Raw genomic sequence first — 16,348 nt, 5'->3', positions numbered from 1 at the left:
AATTTGGAGTTCTACTATGGCGAAACTGCATGATTACTACAAGTCGTCTGTAGTCGCTGAGCTTACCAAAGAGTTCAGCTACACAAGCGTCATGCAAGTCCCTAGGATTGATAAAATCACCCTAAACATGGGCGTTGGTGAAGCAATCAACGATAAGAAACTGCTAGAAAACGCAGCATCTGATATGGCAACGATCTCTGGTCAAAAGCCACTTATCACGAAAGCTCGTAAATCTGTAGCTGGTTTCAAAATTCGTGAAGGCTACCCAATTGGTTGTAAAGTAACCTTGCGTGGTGAGCGCATGTGGGAATTTTTAGAGCGTTTAATCTCTATTGCTCTTCCACGTGTACGAGATTTCCGTGGTGTTAGCGCTAAGTCTTTTGACGGACGCGGTAACTACAGCATGGGCGTTCGCGAGCAAATCATCTTTCCGGAAATCGACTACGATAAAGTCGATCGTATCCGCGGTCTTGATATCACTATCACGACAACCGCTGGTTCCGATGAGGAAGGCCGAGCTCTGCTGGCTGCCTTTAACTTCCCATTCCGTAAATAGGGTGTAGGGTTACTGTTATGGCTAAACAATCAATGAAAGCACGTGAAGCTAAACGTGCGAAACTAGTAGCAAAATTCGCTGAAAAGCGTTCTGCGCTAAAAGTTATCATTAGCGATGTTAACGCATCTGAAGAAGATCGTTGGAATGCGGTTCTTAAACTGCAATCCCTTCCACGTGATTCAAGTGCATCACGTCAGCGCAACCGTTGCAACCAAACTGGTCGTCCACACGGTTACCTACGTAAATTCGGTCTAAGCCGTATTAAGGTTCGCGAAGCTTGCATGAAAGGCGAGATTCCGGGTCTTCGTAAGGCTAGCTGGTAATTGCCACTTAATCATTTGGAGTATATCTTATGAGCATGCAAGATCCGATTTCGGATATGCTGACCCGCGTTCGTAACGGTCAGGCAGCAAACAAAGTTGCTGTAAAAATGCCTTCTTCAAAGCTTAAAGTTGCAATTGCTGCATTACTTAAAGCTGAAGGTTACATCGTAGACTTCGCTGTTAACAGCGAAGCAAAACCTGAGCTAGAAGTTACTCTTAAGTACTTCCAAGCTAAACCTGTAATCGAGCAAATCAAACGTGTATCACGTCCAGGTCTTCGAGTTTATAAAAATAAAGACTCGCTACCGACTGTGATGGGTGGTCTTGGTATTGCTGTTGTTTCAACTTCCAAGGGTCTGATGTCTGACCGTGCTGCTCGCAAGGCAGGTCTTGGCGGTGAAATCATCTGTTACGTAGCTTAATAAGGAGTAGATTATGTCTCGTGTTGCTAAAGCACCTGTCGCTATTCCAGCTGGCGTAGAGGTGAAACTAAACGGCCAAGAAATCACTGTAAAAGGTGACAAAGGTGAGCTAACTCGCGTTCTAAACAACGCAGTAGTGATTGCACAGGAAGAAAACAACCTAACTTTCGGTCCACGCGAAGGTGTTGCTAACGCTTGGGCACAAGCAGGTACTGCTCGTGCACTTGTTAACAACATGGTTGTTGGTGTTACTCAGGGCTTTACTAAGAAGCTAACTCTTAAAGGTGTAGGTTACCGTGCTGCTATGAAAGGCAACGCTGTAGGCCTTACTCTTGGCTTCTCACATCCAGTAGAGCACGCTCTACCTGAAGGTATTAAAGCAGAGTGCCCTAGCCAAACTGAGATCGTTATTACTGGTTGCGATAAGCAATTAGTTGGTCAAGTTGCGGCTGACATTCGTTCTTACCGTGAACCTGAGCCTTATAAAGGTAAAGGTGTTCGTTACGCAGATGAAAATGTGCGTACTAAAGAAGCTAAGAAGAAGTAAGGTAACACTATGGATAAGAAAGCATCTCGCATCCGTCGTGCTACACGCGCACGTCGTAAGATTGCAGAACTTGGTGCAACTCGCTTGGTAGTACATCGTACTCCACGCCATGTGTACGCTCAAGTTATCGCATCTAATGGCTCTGAGGTTATCGCCGCAGCTTCTACTGTAGAAAAAGCGATCCGTGAGCAAGTGAAGAGTACTGGTAACATCGATGCAGCTGCAGCAGTTGGTAAAGCTGTTGCTGAGCGCGCTCTTGAAAAAGGCGTAGCTTCAGTTGCATTTGATCGTTCTGGTTTCCAATACCACGGTCGAGTAGCGGCGCTAGCAGATTCTGCTCGCGAAGCTGGTCTGAAATTCTAAGGTAGGGTTGGAAGATGGCTAAAGAACAACAACAAGCTAATGATTTGCAAGAAAAGCTAATCGCAGTTAACCGTGTATCTAAGACGGTTAAAGGTGGTCGAATCATGAGCTTTACTGCACTAACTGTAGTTGGTGACGGTAATGGTCGCGTAGGTTTCGGTTACGGCAAAGCTCGTGAAGTACCTGCTGCGATTCAAAAAGCAATGGAAAAAGCGCGCCGTAACATGGTTACAGTTGCACTTAACGAAGGCACACTTCACCACCCGGTGAAAGGTCGTCATTCGGGCTCTAAAGTTTACATGCAGCCAGCTGCAGAAGGTACAGGTGTAATCGCCGGTGGCGCAATGCGTGCTGTACTTGAAGTTGCAGGCGTACATAACGTACTTTCTAAAGCATACGGTTCAACGAACCCTATCAACGTTGTTCGCGCAACGATTGGTGCTCTAGCAGACGTTAAGTCACCAGAAATGGTTGCTGCTAAACGTGGTCTAACTGTTGAATCTATTTCGGAGTAAGAACACGATGGCAACTATTAAAGTAACTCAAACTAAAAGCTCAATTGGTCGCCTACCTAAGCACAAAGCGTGTCTTAAAGGTTTAGGTCTTCGTCGCATCAACCATACAGTAGAACTTGAAGATACTCCGTGCGTACGCGGTATGATCAACAAGGTTTACTACATGGTTAAGATTGAGGAGTAATCAGAAATGCGTTTGAATACTCTATCACCGGCTGCTGGCTCTAAACCTTCTAAGAAGCGTGTAGGTCGTGGTATCGGTTCTGGCCTTGGCAAAACTGCTGGCCGTGGTCATAAAGGCCAAAAGTCACGTTCTGGCGGCTCTGTTCGTCCAGGTTTTGAAGGCGGTCAAATGCCTCTAAAACAACGTTTACCTAAATTCGGTTTCACTTCTCGTAAGAGCCTAGTGTCTGCTGAAGTTCGTCTAGCTGAGCTAGCGAAAGTAACAGGTGACGTAGTTGATCTTAACAGCCTTAAAGCTGCTAACGTTATCACTAAGAACATTGAATTTGTAAAAATCGTTCTTTCTGGTGACCTTAGTAAAGCTGTGACTGTTAAAGGTCTACGCGTGTCTAAAGGCGCTAAAGCTGCAATCGAAGCTGCAGGCGGCAAAATCGAGGAATAATCTCGAGGAACGAGGTACAGATGGCTAAGAAACCAGGACAAGATTTTCGTAGTGCTCAGAGCGGCTTAAGTGAACTAAAGTCGCGCTTATTATTCGTAATTGGTGCACTTTTAGTATTCCGAGCCGGCTCTTTTGTGCCGATCCCTGGTATTGACGCGGCTGTACTTGCCGATTTGTTCGAACAGCAAAAAGGTACCATCGTAGAAATGTTTAACATGTTCTCCGGTGGTGCTCTTGAGCGTGCATCTATATTAGCATTGGGCATTATGCCGTATATTTCGGCATCTATTGTTGTCCAATTGCTAACTGTAGTTCATCCAGCGTTAGCGGAACTCAAGAAAGAGGGTGAAGCAGGCCGTCGTAAGATAAGCCAATATACACGCTACGGCACGCTTGTACTTGCAACATTCCAAGCTATTGGTATTGCAACTGGCTTACCAAACATGGTCGATAATCTGGTTGTTATCAACCAAACCATGTTTACGCTAATTGCTACCGTGAGTTTAGTAACTGGTACCATGTTCTTAATGTGGTTAGGTGAACAAATCACTGAGCGAGGAATCGGTAATGGTATTTCCATTCTGATTTTTGCAGGTATTGTTGCTGGATTGCCTTCAGCAATCGGTCAAACAATCGAGCAAGCGCGTCAAGGTGAATTGCACGTACTTCTTCTACTGTTTATTGCGGTATTATCTTTTGCTGTAATCTACTTCGTAGTTTTCATGGAGCGTGGTCAACGTCGTATCGTCGTTAACTATGCAAAGCGTCAACAAGGTCGTAAGGTTTTTGCAGCACAAAGTTCACACTTGCCTCTTAAAATTAATATGGCAGGCGTAATACCCGCAATTTTTGCATCTAGTATTATTTTGTTCCCAGGAACATTAGCGCAGTGGTTTGGTCAAAATGGTGAGAGCAGCGCATTCGGTTGGTTAACTGATGTGTCTTTGGCTCTTAGCCCTGGTCAGCCTTTGTATGTAATGCTTTATGCAGCAGCGATTATTTTCTTCTGTTTCTTTTATACAGCGTTGGTATTTAACCCTCGCGAAACAGCAGATAACTTGAAGAAGTCTGGTGCATTCGTACCCGGTATCCGCCCAGGTGAGCAGACAGCGAAATATATCGATAAAGTGATGACTAGATTAACCCTTGCAGGTGCTCTATACATTACCTTTATATGTCTGATTCCTGAGTTCATGATGGTCGCGTGGAACGTTCGTTTCTACTTTGGCGGCACTTCACTACTAATCGTAGTGGTAGTTATCATGGATTTCATGGCACAGGTACAGACTCATCTGATGTCACAACAGTATGATTCTGTGTTAAAGAAAGCGAATTTGAAAGGCTACGGTCGTTAATCGACAGTAACATTTCAATTCCATTTACGGAGTTTAGCAATGAAAGTTCGTGCTTCCGTTAAAAAAATCTGCCGTAACTGTAAAGTTATCAAGCGTAACGGTGTCGTTCGCGTGATTTGCAGTGAGCCAAAGCATAAGCAACGCCAAGGCTAATTAGCAGAAATTTTTACTTGAAATACAAGGTAGAGTCGAGTATATTTCTCGGCCTACCTTTTGCGTGCAAAAGAAGTAGTATGCCGCAGCGTATCCATAACGGGCTTTGCTGCGGATAATTCTTTTATGAACCCCTTAGGAGTGAATAATGGCCCGTATAGCCGGCATTAACATTCCTGATCATAAGCATTCTGTAATTGCATTAACTGCAATCTACGGTATTGGTAAAACTCGCTCTCAAGCTATTCTAGCTGAAGTGGGTATTGCTGAAGATGCTAAGATCAGTGAACTAACTGAAGAGCAGATCGATCAACTGCGTGATGGTGTAGCTAAATACACTGTAGAAGGTGATCTACGTCGTGAAGTATCGATGAACATCAAGCGTCTTATGGACCTTGGCTGTTACCGCGGTCTTCGTCATCGTCGCAGTCTACCACTACGTGGACAGCGTACTAAAACCAACGCTCGCACCCGTAAGGGTCCGCGCAAGCCGATCAAGAAATAGTCGGATAAGGTAGAGTACAATGGCAAAACAACCAACTCGCGCGCGCAAGCGCGTACGCAAGCAAGTAGCTGATGGCGTAGCGCACATCCATGCTTCTTTCAACAACACAATCGTAACTATCACTGACCGTCAAGGCAATGCTCTTGCATGGGCTACAGCAGGTGGTTCAGGTTTCCGTGGTTCTCGTAAATCTACTCCGTTCGCAGCACAAGTTGCAGCTGAGCGTTGTGGTGAAATGGCTAAAGAATATGGCCTAAAGAACTTGGAAGTTATGGTTAAGGGTCCAGGTCCAGGTCGCGAATCTACTGTTCGTGCACTGAACGCTGCTGGTTTCCGTATCACTAACATTGTTGATGCGACACCAATCCCTCATAACGGTTGTCGTCCACCTAAGAAACGTCGCGTTTAAGTTTCGTTTCTAGGAATATTGGAGAAAGATCATGGCAAGATATTTGGGCCCTAAGCTTAAGCTTAGCCGTCGCGAAGGTACTGACTTATTTCTTAAGTCTGGTGTCCGTGCGATCGAGACCAAGTGTAAAATTGATAACGCACCAGGTGTACACGGCGCTCGTCGCGGTCGTCTATCTGAGTATGGCGTTCAGCTTCGTGAGAAGCAAAAAGTTCGTCGTATCTACGGCGTTCTAGAAAAGCAATTCCGTAACTACTACAAAGAAGCTGCACGTCTTAAAGGCAACACAGGTGCAAACCTACTTCAGCTTCTTGAAGGTCGTCTTGATAACGTAGTTTACCGTATGGGTTTTGGTGCTACTCGCGCTGAATCTCGTCAACTAGTTAGCCACAAGTCTATCCTAGTTAACGGTAAAGTTGTAAACGTTCCTTCTTTCAAAGTAGCGGCAAATGACGTTGTATCTATTCGCGAGAAAGCTAAACAGCAATCTCGTATTAAAGCTGCTCTAGAAGTTGCTGAACAACGTGAAAAGCCAACTTGGATTGAAGTAGATGCTGGCAAAATGGAAGGTACATTCAAGCGTATGCCTGAACGTTCTGATCTATCAGCTGACATCAATGAACACTTGATCGTCGAACTTTACTCTAAGTAAGGTTAAAAAAAGAGAGGACACAATGCAGGGTTCTGTAACAGAATTTCTTAAGCCGCGTCTTGTTGACATTGAACAGATCAATACGACACACGCGAAAGTAACTCTTGAGCCATTAGAGCGCGGTTTCGGCCACACTCTAGGTAATGCTCTTCGCCGCATTCTTCTATCTTCTATGCCGGGTTGTGCCGTAACAGAAGTTGAAATTGAAGGTGTGCTACACGAATACAGTACTAAAGAAGGCGTTCAGGAAGATATCCTAGAAATCCTTTTAAACCTTAAAGGTTTGGCTGTACGCGTTGCTGAAGGCAAAGATGAAGTGTTTATTACACTGAATAAATCAGGCTCAGGCCCTGTTGTTGCAGGTGACATCACCCACGATGGTGATGTAGAGATCGCTAACCCTGAGCACGTTATTTGTCACCTAACGGATGACAACGCTGAGATCGCTATGCGTATCAAAGTTGAACGTGGTCGTGGTTACGTTCCAGCTTCAGCTCGTATCCATACTGAAGAAGATGAGCGTCCAATCGGTCGTCTACTCGTTGACGCTACTTACAGCCCGGTTGATAAAATCGCCTATGCTGTAGAAGCTGCACGTGTAGAACAGCGTACAGATTTGGATAAGCTTGTTATCGATATGGAAACGAACGGTACTCTTGAACCTGAGGAAGCAATCCGTCGTGCAGCTACAATTTTAGCTGAACAATTGGATGCGTTCGTAGATCTTCGTGATGTACGTGTACCTGAGGAGAAGGAAGAGAAGCCAGAATTCGATCCTATCCTACTGCGTCCTGTAGACGATCTTGAACTAACAGTTCGCTCTGCTAACTGTTTGAAAGCAGAAGCGATTCACTACATCGGTGATCTTGTACAGCGCACTGAGGTTGAGCTACTTAAAACGCCAAACCTTGGTAAGAAATCTCTTACAGAGATTAAAGATGTGCTTGCTTCACGTGGTCTTTCTCTAGGCATGCGTCTAGAAAACTGGCCACCAGCGTCAATCGCTGAAGATTAATCGAAAAGTTAGAAGGATTAGGTCATGCGCCATCGTAAAAGTGGTCGTCAACTCAACCGCAACAGCAGTCATCGCAAAGCGATGTTCAGCAACATGGCTAGCTCTCTTGTTCGTCACGAAGTTATTAAAACTACCGTGCCTAAAGCAAAAGAACTACGTCGCGTAATTGAGCCATTGATTACCCTAGCTAAGACAGACAGTGTTGCTAACCGTCGTCTTGCATTTGCACGCACTCGTGATAACGAAGTTGTTGCAAAACTATTTAATGAACTAGGTCCGCGTTTCGCGGCTCGCCAAGGTGGTTACACTCGCATTCTTAAATGTGGTTTCCGTACTGGTGATAAAGCTCCAATGGCTTACATTGAGCTTGTAGACCGCCCAGCTGCTGAAGAAGCTGCTGAGTAATCTATACTAGATTCTTAATACAAAAAGCCGAGCATTAGCTCGGCTTTTTTGCGTCTGTAATAACTGAGTTTATTATTCGAAAACAGTATTTAGGATACTAATTACCAAGCTTATCTTTTCGTTCTAACTAGCTTATCAATTAACTCTATGAATTCAGGTTAGCTACATATCGCTATAAAAAAGAGCACCTATAGTGCCCTTTGATTTCTTGTTCTTTCTTTAACGACTTATTGCCAGATCGAACCTAAAGAGCTTAATAGTGAGCTACTTGCACCTTGTGTTTGTAAAACTTGAAGGATGATTGGTGCGAAAGTAGTAACAAGAGATGGATCCATACCTAAGCTGCTAAACGCACTTTCAACTGCCCCTTTTGATTGAAGCAAAGATGTTAAACCTGAGCTTTCTAGTGTTGAGGCACCTGGAATCAATGAAGATAACTCTTGAGAATCAGATGTGCTTAGTGAATTTTGAGCTAATGCAAGAAGAGAACCTACACCACCTAGTGCTTGGTCTCCAGTAACTGAAGTTTCTTTTGCTAATGTGTCTGCGAGTGATGAACTTTCATTCTGCTGAGCCCACATGTCCACGGCAGCCATTAATGCGGTTTGGCTTAGTTGAGAATAATCAATACCAGATGTAATTGATGGGGTCGATGAATCAGAAGTGCTTGCACATGAGGTAACTGTTAAGCTGCATAGTGCAGTAATAAGTACTTTCTTCATTATTCGTCCTTAAGTAATAAAGTAATTAAACATCACCACTATAAACGAAAAACGGCGATGTTGTCACATCACCGTGCATTATTTTAACTTTATTACTTGTAGCAGTCTGTTTTAACTACAGAATTGCTAGAAGCTCAACTTCAAATACTAGAGCCGCAAATGGTGGGATTGCAGCACCTGCTCCGCGCTCACCGTATGCTAGGTCTTGTGGAATGTATAGTTTCCACTTAGAACCTACAGGCATTAGTTGTAGAGCTTCAACCCAACCTTGAATTACGCCAGTTACTGGGAATTCTGCTGGTTGACCGCGAGATACTGAACTATCAAAAACAGTACCGTCTGTTAGCTCGCCGTGGTAGTGAACACGTACTTGTTTGTCAGACGTTGGAACTTCACCAGTACCTTCAGTTAGTACTTCGTATTGAAGACCAGACTCAAGAACTGTTACTTCTGAACGTAGAGCGTTATCAGTAAGGAAAGCTTCACCGTCGGCTGCTGCAACTTTAGCTAGTTCTTGACGAGCTGCTTCACCACGAGTGTGAAGTTCTTGTAGTGCATTGTTGATCTCGTCAATCTCAATAGCTGGCATGTCGCCAGTAAGAGCAGTTGCGATACCAGCTGCGATAGCGTCAACGTTTAGGCCTTCAAGACCAGAACCTGCTAGTTGTTGACCCATTTGTAGGCCGATGCCGTAGCTTGCTTTTTGCTCTACAGTTTCAAATTTTACTTCAGACATGAATGTCACTCTTTTATCATTACTAAAAAGGTAAGAATACCAGTATTGAGAGCATGAAGAAACGGTTGGCTTGGTCAATTCCGGTTACGTTTGGCTACCGAATCACATTGACTGTAAATTTATGTACCTGGTTCTTGTTATGGTGGAAAGAACTATACTCAGTGCGAATTGCTTTTTATACTGTAGTTATTCATTTAAAAGGCGGAATAGTATGAATCGTCGTCAGAAAAAAAAGCAGAAAGTTGATCATTTAGCTTCCATTAAAGATAAGCTAAGTGCAGTTGACGTCTCTCAAGTGCGAAATCGAATTGCCGCTTTTTGGGCATTATTGCCGTCATTGCATCGAAAGCTACTCTTAGTTCTTGCTCCCATTGTTATTATTTTGTTCTTCATTCCGGTTCCAGAAGCTTCAAAAGATCCGCAAGAAGCTACCAGTCGAGTTGAATTAGAGATTAGTACTGTAGGTTTGAGTGAACAAGCTGGAGCTAAGCAGCAACCTCCTCAATCCAATGACTGGCGTGAATATTTAGTACAGCAAGGTGATACGCTTGCCCAAGTATTTAGAAATAATAAGTTGTCTCAAGCTGATCTCAACGCTCTCGTCAAAATTGAAGGTCAAGATAAGCCGCTTAGTCAAATCAGAAAAGGTCAGTTGGTTCGATTCAAACTACAGGAATCTGGTCAATTAGATATACTTCAGTTAGAGAAGGGGACATCGTCAGTGATGTTTTTCCGTTTATCTGATGGGGGTTTTGGTCGTAGTAAATAAAATTATTATTGACTGCCGCATTGAATTTAAAGAAGAGCTAATTGTTAGCTCTTTTTTCGTTTTTTAAATGGAATGAGTGGAAGCACAATCAAAAGAATGCCAATCAATGTTATCCAGTCTGGTATTTCATCAAACCAAAGCACCCCGAATAATGCAACAAAGATAAGTCCTGAATATTCCGCTAGGGCAATTTCGCTTGAATGCGCCTTTTTATAAGCTAATACCGCCAGCCCGTTGTAGCCTAAAATCAGTGCTGCACTCAAAGCTACATAGGCAATATTGGTATGACTGATTGGCTGCCAATACCCAGCGGTTAATAAAAACGAGGTAGGTAAGGATAATATGGTTGTCCACCATAAGGTGGTTATTACAGTTTGCTCTTTGGGTAACTTTCTAACCAGTATATTGAAAAGAGCAAGAGTGCATGCTGTCCCCAATGCAAATAGCGCCGCCCAATGAAATTGAGATGGTCGAAGAACAATTAAAACCCCAAAAAAACCGATTATCGTGGCTAAAACTTTCCCTGCAGCTGGCTTCTCATTAAGCAAAACAAAAGAAAGGGGCAGCATTAAGAGAGGAGCAGTATAGAAAACAGCATTGGCGGTCGCTAGTGGTAAATAAGTGATAGCCATTACCATACAGCCGCTCCCAATAAGAATGAGGTGGGCTCTAATTAAAGTAATGCTTTTTTGTTGAAGTTTCTTTTGTGTTCTAGTTTGTTTTAACCACAGAGGAGTGATTAAGACTAAGGAAAACAACTGGCGAATGAACATGTACTGGAAAGGTTGAACATCACCTTGTAGTGCTTTCACTGCCACATCTGATAATGAAGCAAAAAAATTCCCTGCAACCAAAAGTAGGATTCCAATTGTAATATTACTCATGGTTGCCTCTGCTCTACTGCTTTTCTAAACGCATATCAATGTGCGGAATATCATCTTCTAGATACATCTCAGAAATTTTTTTAAATCCATGCTGCTCGTAGTATTTTTCTAAGTGCTCTTGTGCACCGATATCAATGGTTTGACTAGGGAATAATTTTTCAGTTTGGAGTAGAGCTTGAGTTAGTAATTGATGACCTAAACCATAGCCACGTGCAGATAAGCGTGTGGCGACTCTACCAATACTGACATTATCGTATGTGACGCCTTGTGGAAGTAATCGCGCACATGCTACAAGTTTTGCGTCTTTATAACCAAGTAAGTGATGAACGCCGTTTACGGTATCTTTACCGTCAAGCTCTGGATATGGACATGTTTGCTCAACGACGAAAACATCAGTTCTTAATCGTAAGAGTTCGTACAACTGCTGAGTGGTGAGTTGTGAGAAAGGAATACACTGCCACGTAATCATATTTTCATCCTGAATTAAATTATGGCAGTGAATGTATCAATAGCGCTGTGGTTAATCATTAACAATTGTTAATTAATGCAGTTTTCATTTACTAGAGCGATCGGTATTTAGATCGCCTCTTTAAAGACGGTTATGAGTTATCCGCTATTCTCGTTTTAATTCTGCTTAGGCTGATTGCTGTGATCCCTAAATATGCCGCAACTTGGTTGTCATTAAGTCGCATCAAAAGGTCAGGATAATGTTCACAAAATAATTGGTAGCGTTGTTCTGGTGTATAAAGCAGCATGAAGCGCTCTTTGTTCTCTTTATACATTAATTGTGTCTCAAGCAACTTAAGGTAAAGAGGATTATTTTGCTCTCGCCATTCGACAAGCCATTTCATTGGGATTTCTAGCAAAGCAATAGGAGTGAGGGTTTCAAGTAAGTACGGAGAAGGCTGAGGTTTGATTAAGCTTTCGAAGCCTATCACCCAATCATGCTCCCAGTAGAACTCTTTACTATACTGTTTTCCTTCCTCGGTTAGGTAACAAGCATGGCACAACCCTTCAAGTATAAAGTAAATGGAGTCTGCCATTTCTCCTTGGTTCACTAAAATATGTCGTGTAGGAAGCTCTATAGATTTAGCGACAGAGATAAGAGACTCTATCTCTTGATCACTAAAGTTATAGTTTTTTAGTTGTTCAATAAACGCTGAATGCATGTGTATCACCTAAGCCAAATAACTGCAGAAATCATCGCACTTATTTAGGCTTAGGTATAGACACCGTCTAATGATCTTTATGTCTGACTTGTTGGGCTTTAAAGCTCTGAAGTTAGGTTAAGTGATTGTTGATGTAGGCTTCTGCTTTGCCTCTTCCCATATACTTGCCTAAGGTTTTAAGTGGTACTTTGGGGAGGTTCACGACAATTAAACCGTCTAAAGCATCGTTAAATGCGGGGTCGACGTTAAAACAAACCAGCTTTCCATTCATGCCTAAATACTGCCTCAGTAAGACAGGTAAGCCTTTTCCTTGTTCCATACGAGAAAGTACTTTCGATAATAAAGGCACGCTGGCAAGTGATGACAATAAGTGGTTTTGCCAAAAAACTTTCTTGTTAGTACTCAATGGAGAGAGTGGGCTGACTAAATTTGCCTTTTCTTCATCGTAATGATGTATAGATAAAGTAGTCGCAATGAGTAAGCGGGCTGTGTGGCTGTAATCATTACTGATGCTAACAGGACCAAATAAGTGCGTGTATTTCGGGTTACGAGCAACAAATGTCGCAATGCCTTTCCATAGCAATAGTAGTGAGTTGAGGTTCTTCTGATAGGCTTTACTGACAACCGATCTACCTAACTCAATGCTGTGATCTAAAGTATCGATAAACTCTTGATTGTAGTTGAATAAGCTACGCGAGTAGAGGTGGTTTAAACCTTGCTGTGAGATAAGCTCGTCTACTAAACCTAATCGATACGCGCCTACTAGTTCTGATTTTTCGGTATTCCAAACAAAGAGTTGATTGTAATACAGATCATATTCATCCAAATCACAGGCGAGACCGCTGCCTTCTCCCACTTCTCTAAAACTCTCTTCTCTTACTCTGCCAATCTCTTGCATTAGGTTAGGTATGACTTGGCTCGGTGTACAATACACTTCAAAGACGCCTTGCTCTAAAAGCTTCATTTCGCTTGGAATCGATGCGATCTCTTTACTGAGTAGTACAGGGTCGATGGCAGAAATTATTGAAGTATCAAATAATGGGTTTGAGGTGCTTTCTGAAAATTGGTCATCTTCTTGGCTCATTAAATAGGTATTTAAACGAAGGTAATTAACGATATCCATATCTTGTTCGAAAGATTTAATTTCAGAATAAGGAATCGAAGAACCAATAGAGATGGAAATTGTAGAAGCCCGCTTATTCAGTAACTCTCGACCGAGGAGCGCTGTTCTAAGCAAAGGGTGCACACGACCGGCTTGGTAAAATAGTTCGCTATTTTTTCCGTTGATGAAGATTGGCACTGTTGCTGCTTGATGGCGTTTAACAAACTTAGCAACAGACTTACTCCACTTGATATCGGTCAGAGTTCTATCTTCCTTTGAATAACTTGATACCTCACCAGCAGGAAAGACAATAAGCACACCACCATCAGCTAAGTGATGATTGGCATCTCGGATAGCTTTTGCATTGGTTTGCTTAGCTTGCTTGTTATTAAAGACATCAACACCGATAAATAGCTCATCGAGTTCAGGTAAGCGCTTCAATAATTCATTAGCAAGCACCTTAACATCTTGGCGTATTGATCCAACTAGATCGGCGAGGATTACTCCTTCAATTGCCCCTAAAGGATGGTTAGCCACAATAACGACAGGACCTTCTGTTGGGATATTAGTCGTTGATCCCGCTGCAATACTGTAGTCAATATTTAACGCAGACAAAGTATGATGCATGAATTCAAAGCTCGATAGCTCGGCTGGGCGCTGTTGATATATTTGATCAAGCTTAGATAGCCCTGTTGCCCACTCGACAACAGATTCACCTAAACCGAAAGGTGTATAACGAGGTAAACGAAAAGGACTATCAATCATAATTATTCTGCCTTATTAATGAAGTTATAAAGAAAACCATTTTGATTTTTTAGATCTTTTACTGTAAGAAATGCACCGCATAGCCAAACCAGACATGCCATTCCAAATAACAAGCCACCGTCGTATCCGATAATTTCACCTGTCGCATTAAATTCAGGCATTTGGATACCGAGAGGCGTAAATAGGTGGAAGAAAATAGCGCCACTCATGATGCCAACACTCATGAGTGCTCCCATGCCATGAAACCTGCTGAAAAGTAGAAAGGCGGCAATTAGCTCAGCAATTCCAATCACATACCCACCGATTGATCCAAACCAATCAAGCCCAGACCATTCACCTAGAGTTCCAAATATATGGTCAGTCTCATATGAGCCTGTGAACTTAAAAAATAGCGACTGAATAAAAACAAACGCAATAAATGCTGAAGGAATATGTTTAAGTGGAGCGAATGTCATAGTGAATTCCTTAATTGATTAGCTGTGGCCAATTTTTATCGGCTTGCTGAATGTGTGCGTCTCTTTTTGTTTCCCAAAGGTTTTTAATGTCCTGGTCATAATTGAGATACAACTTGTTGTTCACTATGCTCCACTGCAATGGATCTCCTGGTGCAAAGTCATTTTTAGCTGAAACTGCCCATGCACAATAGCCACCATATTGAGGAGCATATTTTTCAGGATTATTAACAAATAAAGTCAAATTGGTTTCAGTAGAAAAATACCAATCTGCGCCTTTGTACTCTGTTGTGAATTGCTTGCTTCCTTTCACTGGCTTGTTTTGTGAAAAATAGGCAACGGTGTCATAGCCATCAAGGGCTTTACTGCTGAAAATACCGGTATAAATTTCATCATCGGCGAAAGATAAAGGGCTGAGCAGTAATAAGAATGCTGTCAGTAGTTTTCTCATAATATTCTCCAGTTCTATGTGTTTAATGCTTCTGAAAGAGCAAATGTGGATCGGTTTTGGCTAATTTCGTTAGCCGTTATTTGATGACTAATTACTTGATGATTCGCTATTTGATACGTCTTGATTGTTTTGGATGCTCTCTGTTCCTGCGATGTTTCTTTTAATGAAGAACATGGTGAGCCAGGGCGGTAGAACATTGAGAAATCACCATTATTTGAATGCAAATGCGTAAAGCTAACAGTGTGTGCGTCTTCTCTATGCATACATGTCGACATGTGGCTGAAATCAGGGTGATGATGAGAATGAAAGGCAAGCAGCGTTTCTTGTGATTTACCAGTTTGAGTCAGCTTTCGGTAAATGGTCTGGCGGTAATGCACGACGTTAGATAAATCAAAGCCAGATGAAAATAAAGGCGAGTCAGTTTCATATATTGAGATTTGCTCACCATTCCATGTGTAAGCCATAACCTTTGGGTTCAATAGGCTTAGATTCGGAGAGAAAACTAATAGCGTAAATGGAGCAAATCGCTCAATTTCAAGTTGCTGAAATTGTTGCGAGACTTGTTCTGTAGTTGAACTGCTAGAAAGTTGCTTTAGCAAAAGACCACGGCTTAAGAGTGAACCAGCAGCAAGCCTCCCTTGATAGTTATTGAGTAAACATAAGGACAAACCGAATTGATTCATGCTAATCCAACTTCCGCCACCCACAGGATCTAAAGGCATCAAAACATCCACACCATCTAAGGTGTATTTTTTAGGTGGTAACGCTAATTCTCGTGATTTTTGTTCGTCACGGTTAAAAAAGACTTGGTAGCCTTTCTTTTCTAGTAGCCAAGATACTGAGCACATTTTATTGCTCCCTCAGGTAGCTAGCGGTTGTTGGGGCGTAACCAAAAGCGTGGCAAGTTTGTATTTCTAAAAAAGTCGCGATCACTTTGATCATTGCGTAGTGGTGATTCGCGTGCAGAGCAGCAAAAGTGATCTCTCGTTCTATGTTTGATGGAATAGAATGAAAAACTTGGTTATTCATAGAGACTTCAGTTTCAATAGTAATCGCAGTACTGAGTAATATTGGATCAACCTGTTTTAGCCAGTTAATGACATATTGGATCTCGGATAGAGCTATCGTGCGCTCATTTTCTACTGCATGCCCTCTTCGGCGAGTGTTGTAATCCACCGTCAGATCTTCTTGAATGATGAGCGCATGAAAAAGATCGAGAGTGTGGCGTGTATGCTCACCAATAGAGCTTGTGATATGTGGCTTAGCACTGCATAGATAATCGCTATCTGAAATTGAGCAAAGAAATTCGTACCCTTGATTTAGAATTTCGATCGCTCCTGTCACACTTGAAGGCATGGTTATCTGCGGCGTTGCCTGTCTTATTTGGTTCATTAAAAATCCTCGAAACTGGTTTGATTTTCTTTATGAGATAAAGGGTTCAATCAATCGTCTT

General features: G+C 42.5%; 26 protein-coding genes. 16 read left to right on the top strand and 10 right to left on the bottom strand.

Features of this window, described 5'->3' with window-relative positions:
- Positions 1 to 16 precede the first annotated feature (16 nt).
- The 15 genes from rplE to rplQ all read left to right on the top strand — a co-directional run bounded on the left by rplE (position 17) and on the right by rplQ (position 7,845).
- Positions 17 to 556 (top strand): 50S ribosomal protein L5, encoded by a 540-nt coding sequence (rplE, locus tag OCU78_RS12880; RefSeq protein WP_137375134.1) that lies wholly within the window; start codon positions 17 to 19, stop codon positions 554 to 556.
- A 17-nt stretch (positions 557 to 573) separates the two neighbouring features.
- Positions 574 to 879, top strand: coding sequence for a 30S ribosomal protein S14 (gene rpsN, locus OCU78_RS12875; RefSeq protein WP_004738789.1), 306 nt, complete (start codon positions 574 to 576; stop codon positions 877 to 879).
- Positions 880 to 908: 29 nt separating this feature from the next.
- Positions 909 to 1,301, top strand: a complete 393-nt coding sequence (rpsH, locus tag OCU78_RS12870) for a 30S ribosomal protein S8 (RefSeq protein ID WP_017061309.1) — start codon at positions 909 to 911, stop codon at positions 1,299 to 1,301.
- Positions 1,302 to 1,314: 13 nt separating this feature from the next.
- Complete coding sequence (rplF, locus tag OCU78_RS12865) at positions 1,315 to 1,848, top strand: 50S ribosomal protein L6 (RefSeq protein WP_137375135.1); 534 nt, start codon at positions 1,315 to 1,317, stop codon at positions 1,846 to 1,848.
- 9 nt (positions 1,849 to 1,857) lie between these two features.
- Positions 1,858 to 2,211 (top strand): 50S ribosomal protein L18, encoded by a 354-nt coding sequence (gene rplR / locus OCU78_RS12860; RefSeq protein WP_137375136.1) that lies wholly within the window; start codon positions 1,858 to 1,860, stop codon positions 2,209 to 2,211.
- Between the two features lie 14 nt (positions 2,212 to 2,225).
- Positions 2,226 to 2,726: a 30S ribosomal protein S5 gene (gene rpsE, locus OCU78_RS12855; RefSeq protein WP_137375137.1), complete on the top strand. Its 501-nt coding sequence runs from the start codon at positions 2,226 to 2,228 to the stop codon at positions 2,724 to 2,726.
- A gap of 7 nt (positions 2,727 to 2,733) precedes the next feature.
- A complete protein-coding gene (gene rpmD / locus OCU78_RS12850; protein ID WP_004736756.1) occupies positions 2,734 to 2,910 on the top strand; it encodes a 50S ribosomal protein L30 in 177 nt (58 codons plus the stop codon).
- Between the two features lie 6 nt (positions 2,911 to 2,916).
- Positions 2,917 to 3,351: a 50S ribosomal protein L15 gene (rplO, locus tag OCU78_RS12845; RefSeq protein WP_137375139.1), complete on the top strand. Its 435-nt coding sequence runs from the start codon at positions 2,917 to 2,919 to the stop codon at positions 3,349 to 3,351.
- Positions 3,352 to 3,371: 20 nt separating this feature from the next.
- Positions 3,372 to 4,706: a preprotein translocase subunit SecY gene (gene secY, locus OCU78_RS12840; protein WP_137375140.1), complete on the top strand. Its 1,335-nt coding sequence runs from the start codon at positions 3,372 to 3,374 to the stop codon at positions 4,704 to 4,706.
- A gap of 39 nt (positions 4,707 to 4,745) precedes the next feature.
- Positions 4,746 to 4,859, top strand: a complete 114-nt coding sequence (gene rpmJ, locus OCU78_RS12835; protein ID WP_000868186.1) for a 50S ribosomal protein L36 — start codon at positions 4,746 to 4,748, stop codon at positions 4,857 to 4,859.
- Positions 4,860 to 5,007: 148 nt separating this feature from the next.
- A complete protein-coding gene (rpsM, locus tag OCU78_RS12830) occupies positions 5,008 to 5,364 on the top strand; it encodes a 30S ribosomal protein S13 (RefSeq protein ID WP_004738779.1) in 357 nt (118 codons plus the stop codon).
- A 19-nt stretch (positions 5,365 to 5,383) separates the two neighbouring features.
- Entirely contained in the window at positions 5,384 to 5,773 is a 390-nt protein-coding gene (rpsK, locus tag OCU78_RS12825) for a 30S ribosomal protein S11 (RefSeq protein WP_004738778.1), read from the top strand.
- A 31-nt stretch (positions 5,774 to 5,804) separates the two neighbouring features.
- Positions 5,805 to 6,425, top strand: a complete 621-nt coding sequence (gene rpsD / locus OCU78_RS12820; protein WP_137375141.1) for a 30S ribosomal protein S4 — start codon at positions 5,805 to 5,807, stop codon at positions 6,423 to 6,425.
- Between the two features lie 22 nt (positions 6,426 to 6,447).
- The gene (locus OCU78_RS12815) at positions 6,448 to 7,440 is read left to right on the top strand and encodes a DNA-directed RNA polymerase subunit alpha (protein ID WP_004729813.1); all 993 of its coding nucleotides are present in this window, start codon (positions 6,448 to 6,450) and stop codon (positions 7,438 to 7,440) included.
- A 24-nt stretch (positions 7,441 to 7,464) separates the two neighbouring features.
- On the top strand, positions 7,465 to 7,845 hold the full coding sequence (gene rplQ / locus OCU78_RS12810) for a 50S ribosomal protein L17 (protein WP_004729812.1): 381 nt from the start codon (positions 7,465 to 7,467) through the stop codon (positions 7,843 to 7,845).
- A 227-nt stretch (positions 7,846 to 8,072) separates the two neighbouring features.
- Here the strand turns inward: rplQ and OCU78_RS12805 are convergent, their stop codons facing one another.
- Together OCU78_RS12805 and OCU78_RS12800 are read right to left on the bottom strand one after the other, a co-directional pair.
- Positions 8,073 to 8,567, bottom strand: coding sequence for a DUF2780 domain-containing protein (locus OCU78_RS12805; protein WP_137375142.1), 495 nt, complete (start codon positions 8,565 to 8,567; stop codon positions 8,073 to 8,075).
- 115 nt (positions 8,568 to 8,682) lie between these two features.
- Complete coding sequence (locus OCU78_RS12800; RefSeq protein ID WP_137375143.1) at positions 8,683 to 9,303, bottom strand: FKBP-type peptidyl-prolyl cis-trans isomerase; 621 nt, start codon at positions 9,301 to 9,303, stop codon at positions 8,683 to 8,685.
- A 211-nt stretch (positions 9,304 to 9,514) separates the two neighbouring features.
- Here OCU78_RS12800 and OCU78_RS12795 point away from each other — a divergent pair, with 211 nt between their 5' ends.
- Positions 9,515 to 10,072: a LysM-like peptidoglycan-binding domain-containing protein gene (locus tag OCU78_RS12795; protein WP_137375144.1), complete on the top strand. Its 558-nt coding sequence runs from the start codon at positions 9,515 to 9,517 to the stop codon at positions 10,070 to 10,072.
- A 44-nt stretch (positions 10,073 to 10,116) separates the two neighbouring features.
- Here OCU78_RS12795 and OCU78_RS12790 read toward each other — a convergent pair whose 3' ends face one another.
- The 8 genes from OCU78_RS12790 to OCU78_RS12755 all read right to left on the bottom strand — a co-directional run bounded on the left by OCU78_RS12790 (position 10,117) and on the right by OCU78_RS12755 (position 16,287).
- The gene (locus OCU78_RS12790) at positions 10,117 to 10,956 is read right to left on the bottom strand and encodes a DMT family transporter (protein WP_137375145.1); all 840 of its coding nucleotides are present in this window, start codon (positions 10,954 to 10,956) and stop codon (positions 10,117 to 10,119) included.
- Positions 10,957 to 10,969: 13 nt separating this feature from the next.
- Entirely contained in the window at positions 10,970 to 11,425 is a 456-nt protein-coding gene (locus OCU78_RS12785) for a GNAT family N-acetyltransferase (protein ID WP_137375146.1), read from the bottom strand.
- 130 nt (positions 11,426 to 11,555) lie between these two features.
- Positions 11,556 to 12,125, bottom strand: coding sequence for a Crp/Fnr family transcriptional regulator (locus OCU78_RS12780; RefSeq protein ID WP_137375147.1), 570 nt, complete (start codon positions 12,123 to 12,125; stop codon positions 11,556 to 11,558).
- A gap of 112 nt (positions 12,126 to 12,237) precedes the next feature.
- Entirely contained in the window at positions 12,238 to 13,992 is a 1,755-nt protein-coding gene (locus tag OCU78_RS12775; RefSeq protein WP_137375148.1) for a lysophospholipid acyltransferase family protein, read from the bottom strand.
- A 2-nt stretch (positions 13,993 to 13,994) separates the two neighbouring features.
- Positions 13,995 to 14,447, bottom strand: coding sequence for a hypothetical protein (locus tag OCU78_RS12770; RefSeq protein ID WP_137375149.1), 453 nt, complete (start codon positions 14,445 to 14,447; stop codon positions 13,995 to 13,997).
- Between the two features lie 10 nt (positions 14,448 to 14,457).
- The gene (locus OCU78_RS12765) at positions 14,458 to 14,895 is read right to left on the bottom strand and encodes a YHS domain-containing (seleno)protein (protein ID WP_137375150.1); all 438 of its coding nucleotides are present in this window, start codon (positions 14,893 to 14,895) and stop codon (positions 14,458 to 14,460) included.
- A gap of 14 nt (positions 14,896 to 14,909) precedes the next feature.
- Positions 14,910 to 15,743: an NRDE family protein gene (locus OCU78_RS12760; RefSeq protein ID WP_137375151.1), complete on the bottom strand. Its 834-nt coding sequence runs from the start codon at positions 15,741 to 15,743 to the stop codon at positions 14,910 to 14,912.
- Between the two features lies 1 nt (position 15,744).
- Positions 15,745 to 16,287 (bottom strand): hypothetical protein, encoded by a 543-nt coding sequence (locus tag OCU78_RS12755; protein ID WP_373367633.1) that lies wholly within the window; start codon positions 16,285 to 16,287, stop codon positions 15,745 to 15,747.
- Positions 16,288 to 16,348: the final 61 nt, after the last annotated feature.

The organism is Vibrio gallaecicus, from assembly GCF_024347495.1.
GTDB classification, from domain to species: Bacteria; Pseudomonadota; Gammaproteobacteria; order Enterobacterales; family Vibrionaceae; genus Vibrio; species Vibrio gallaecicus.
Note: the sequence above shows the minus strand (reverse complement) of the source record. Positions and strands in the feature narration are given on the sequence as shown.

Coding starts and splice junctions, on each gene's coding strand:
- OCU78_RS12770 (WP_137375149.1), bottom strand. CDS start 14,447: ATGACATTCGCTCCACTTAAACATATTCCTTCAGCATTTATTGCGTTT.
- OCU78_RS12805 (WP_137375142.1), bottom strand. CDS start 8,567: ATGAAGAAAGTACTTATTACTGCACTATGCAGCTTAACAGTTACCTCA.
- OCU78_RS12790 (WP_137375145.1), bottom strand. CDS start 10,956: ATGAGTAATATTACAATTGGAATCCTACTTTTGGTTGCAGGGAATTTT.
- secY (WP_137375140.1), top strand. CDS start 3,372: ATGGCTAAGAAACCAGGACAAGATTTTCGTAGTGCTCAGAGCGGCTTA.
- rpmJ (WP_000868186.1), top strand. CDS start 4,746: ATGAAAGTTCGTGCTTCCGTTAAAAAAATCTGCCGTAACTGTAAAGTT.
- OCU78_RS12765 (WP_137375150.1), bottom strand. CDS start 14,895: ATGAGAAAACTACTGACAGCATTCTTATTACTGCTCAGCCCTTTATCT.
- OCU78_RS12800 (WP_137375143.1), bottom strand. CDS start 9,303: ATGTCTGAAGTAAAATTTGAAACTGTAGAGCAAAAAGCAAGCTACGGC.
- rplO (WP_137375139.1), top strand. CDS start 2,917: ATGCGTTTGAATACTCTATCACCGGCTGCTGGCTCTAAACCTTCTAAG.
- OCU78_RS12815 (WP_004729813.1), top strand. CDS start 6,448: ATGCAGGGTTCTGTAACAGAATTTCTTAAGCCGCGTCTTGTTGACATT.
- OCU78_RS12755 (WP_373367633.1), bottom strand. CDS start 16,287: ATGAACCAAATAAGACAGGCAACGCCGCAGATAACCATGCCTTCAAGT.
- rplE (WP_137375134.1), top strand. CDS start 17: ATGGCGAAACTGCATGATTACTACAAGTCGTCTGTAGTCGCTGAGCTT.
- rpmD (WP_004736756.1), top strand. CDS start 2,734: ATGGCAACTATTAAAGTAACTCAAACTAAAAGCTCAATTGGTCGCCTA.
- rpsE (WP_137375137.1), top strand. CDS start 2,226: ATGGCTAAAGAACAACAACAAGCTAATGATTTGCAAGAAAAGCTAATC.
- rpsH (WP_017061309.1), top strand. CDS start 909: ATGAGCATGCAAGATCCGATTTCGGATATGCTGACCCGCGTTCGTAAC.
- rplF (WP_137375135.1), top strand. CDS start 1,315: ATGTCTCGTGTTGCTAAAGCACCTGTCGCTATTCCAGCTGGCGTAGAG.
- OCU78_RS12775 (WP_137375148.1), bottom strand. CDS start 13,992: ATGATTGATAGTCCTTTTCGTTTACCTCGTTATACACCTTTCGGTTTA.
- OCU78_RS12785 (WP_137375146.1), bottom strand. CDS start 11,425: ATGATTACGTGGCAGTGTATTCCTTTCTCACAACTCACCACTCAGCAG.
- rpsM (WP_004738779.1), top strand. CDS start 5,008: ATGGCCCGTATAGCCGGCATTAACATTCCTGATCATAAGCATTCTGTA.
- OCU78_RS12795 (WP_137375144.1), top strand. CDS start 9,515: ATGAATCGTCGTCAGAAAAAAAAGCAGAAAGTTGATCATTTAGCTTCC.
- rpsN (WP_004738789.1), top strand. CDS start 574: ATGGCTAAACAATCAATGAAAGCACGTGAAGCTAAACGTGCGAAACTA.
- rplR (WP_137375136.1), top strand. CDS start 1,858: ATGGATAAGAAAGCATCTCGCATCCGTCGTGCTACACGCGCACGTCGT.
- rplQ (WP_004729812.1), top strand. CDS start 7,465: ATGCGCCATCGTAAAAGTGGTCGTCAACTCAACCGCAACAGCAGTCAT.
- OCU78_RS12760 (WP_137375151.1), bottom strand. CDS start 15,743: ATGTGCTCAGTATCTTGGCTACTAGAAAAGAAAGGCTACCAAGTCTTT.
- OCU78_RS12780 (WP_137375147.1), bottom strand. CDS start 12,125: ATGCATTCAGCGTTTATTGAACAACTAAAAAACTATAACTTTAGTGAT.
- rpsD (WP_137375141.1), top strand. CDS start 5,805: ATGGCAAGATATTTGGGCCCTAAGCTTAAGCTTAGCCGTCGCGAAGGT.
- rpsK (WP_004738778.1), top strand. CDS start 5,384: ATGGCAAAACAACCAACTCGCGCGCGCAAGCGCGTACGCAAGCAAGTA.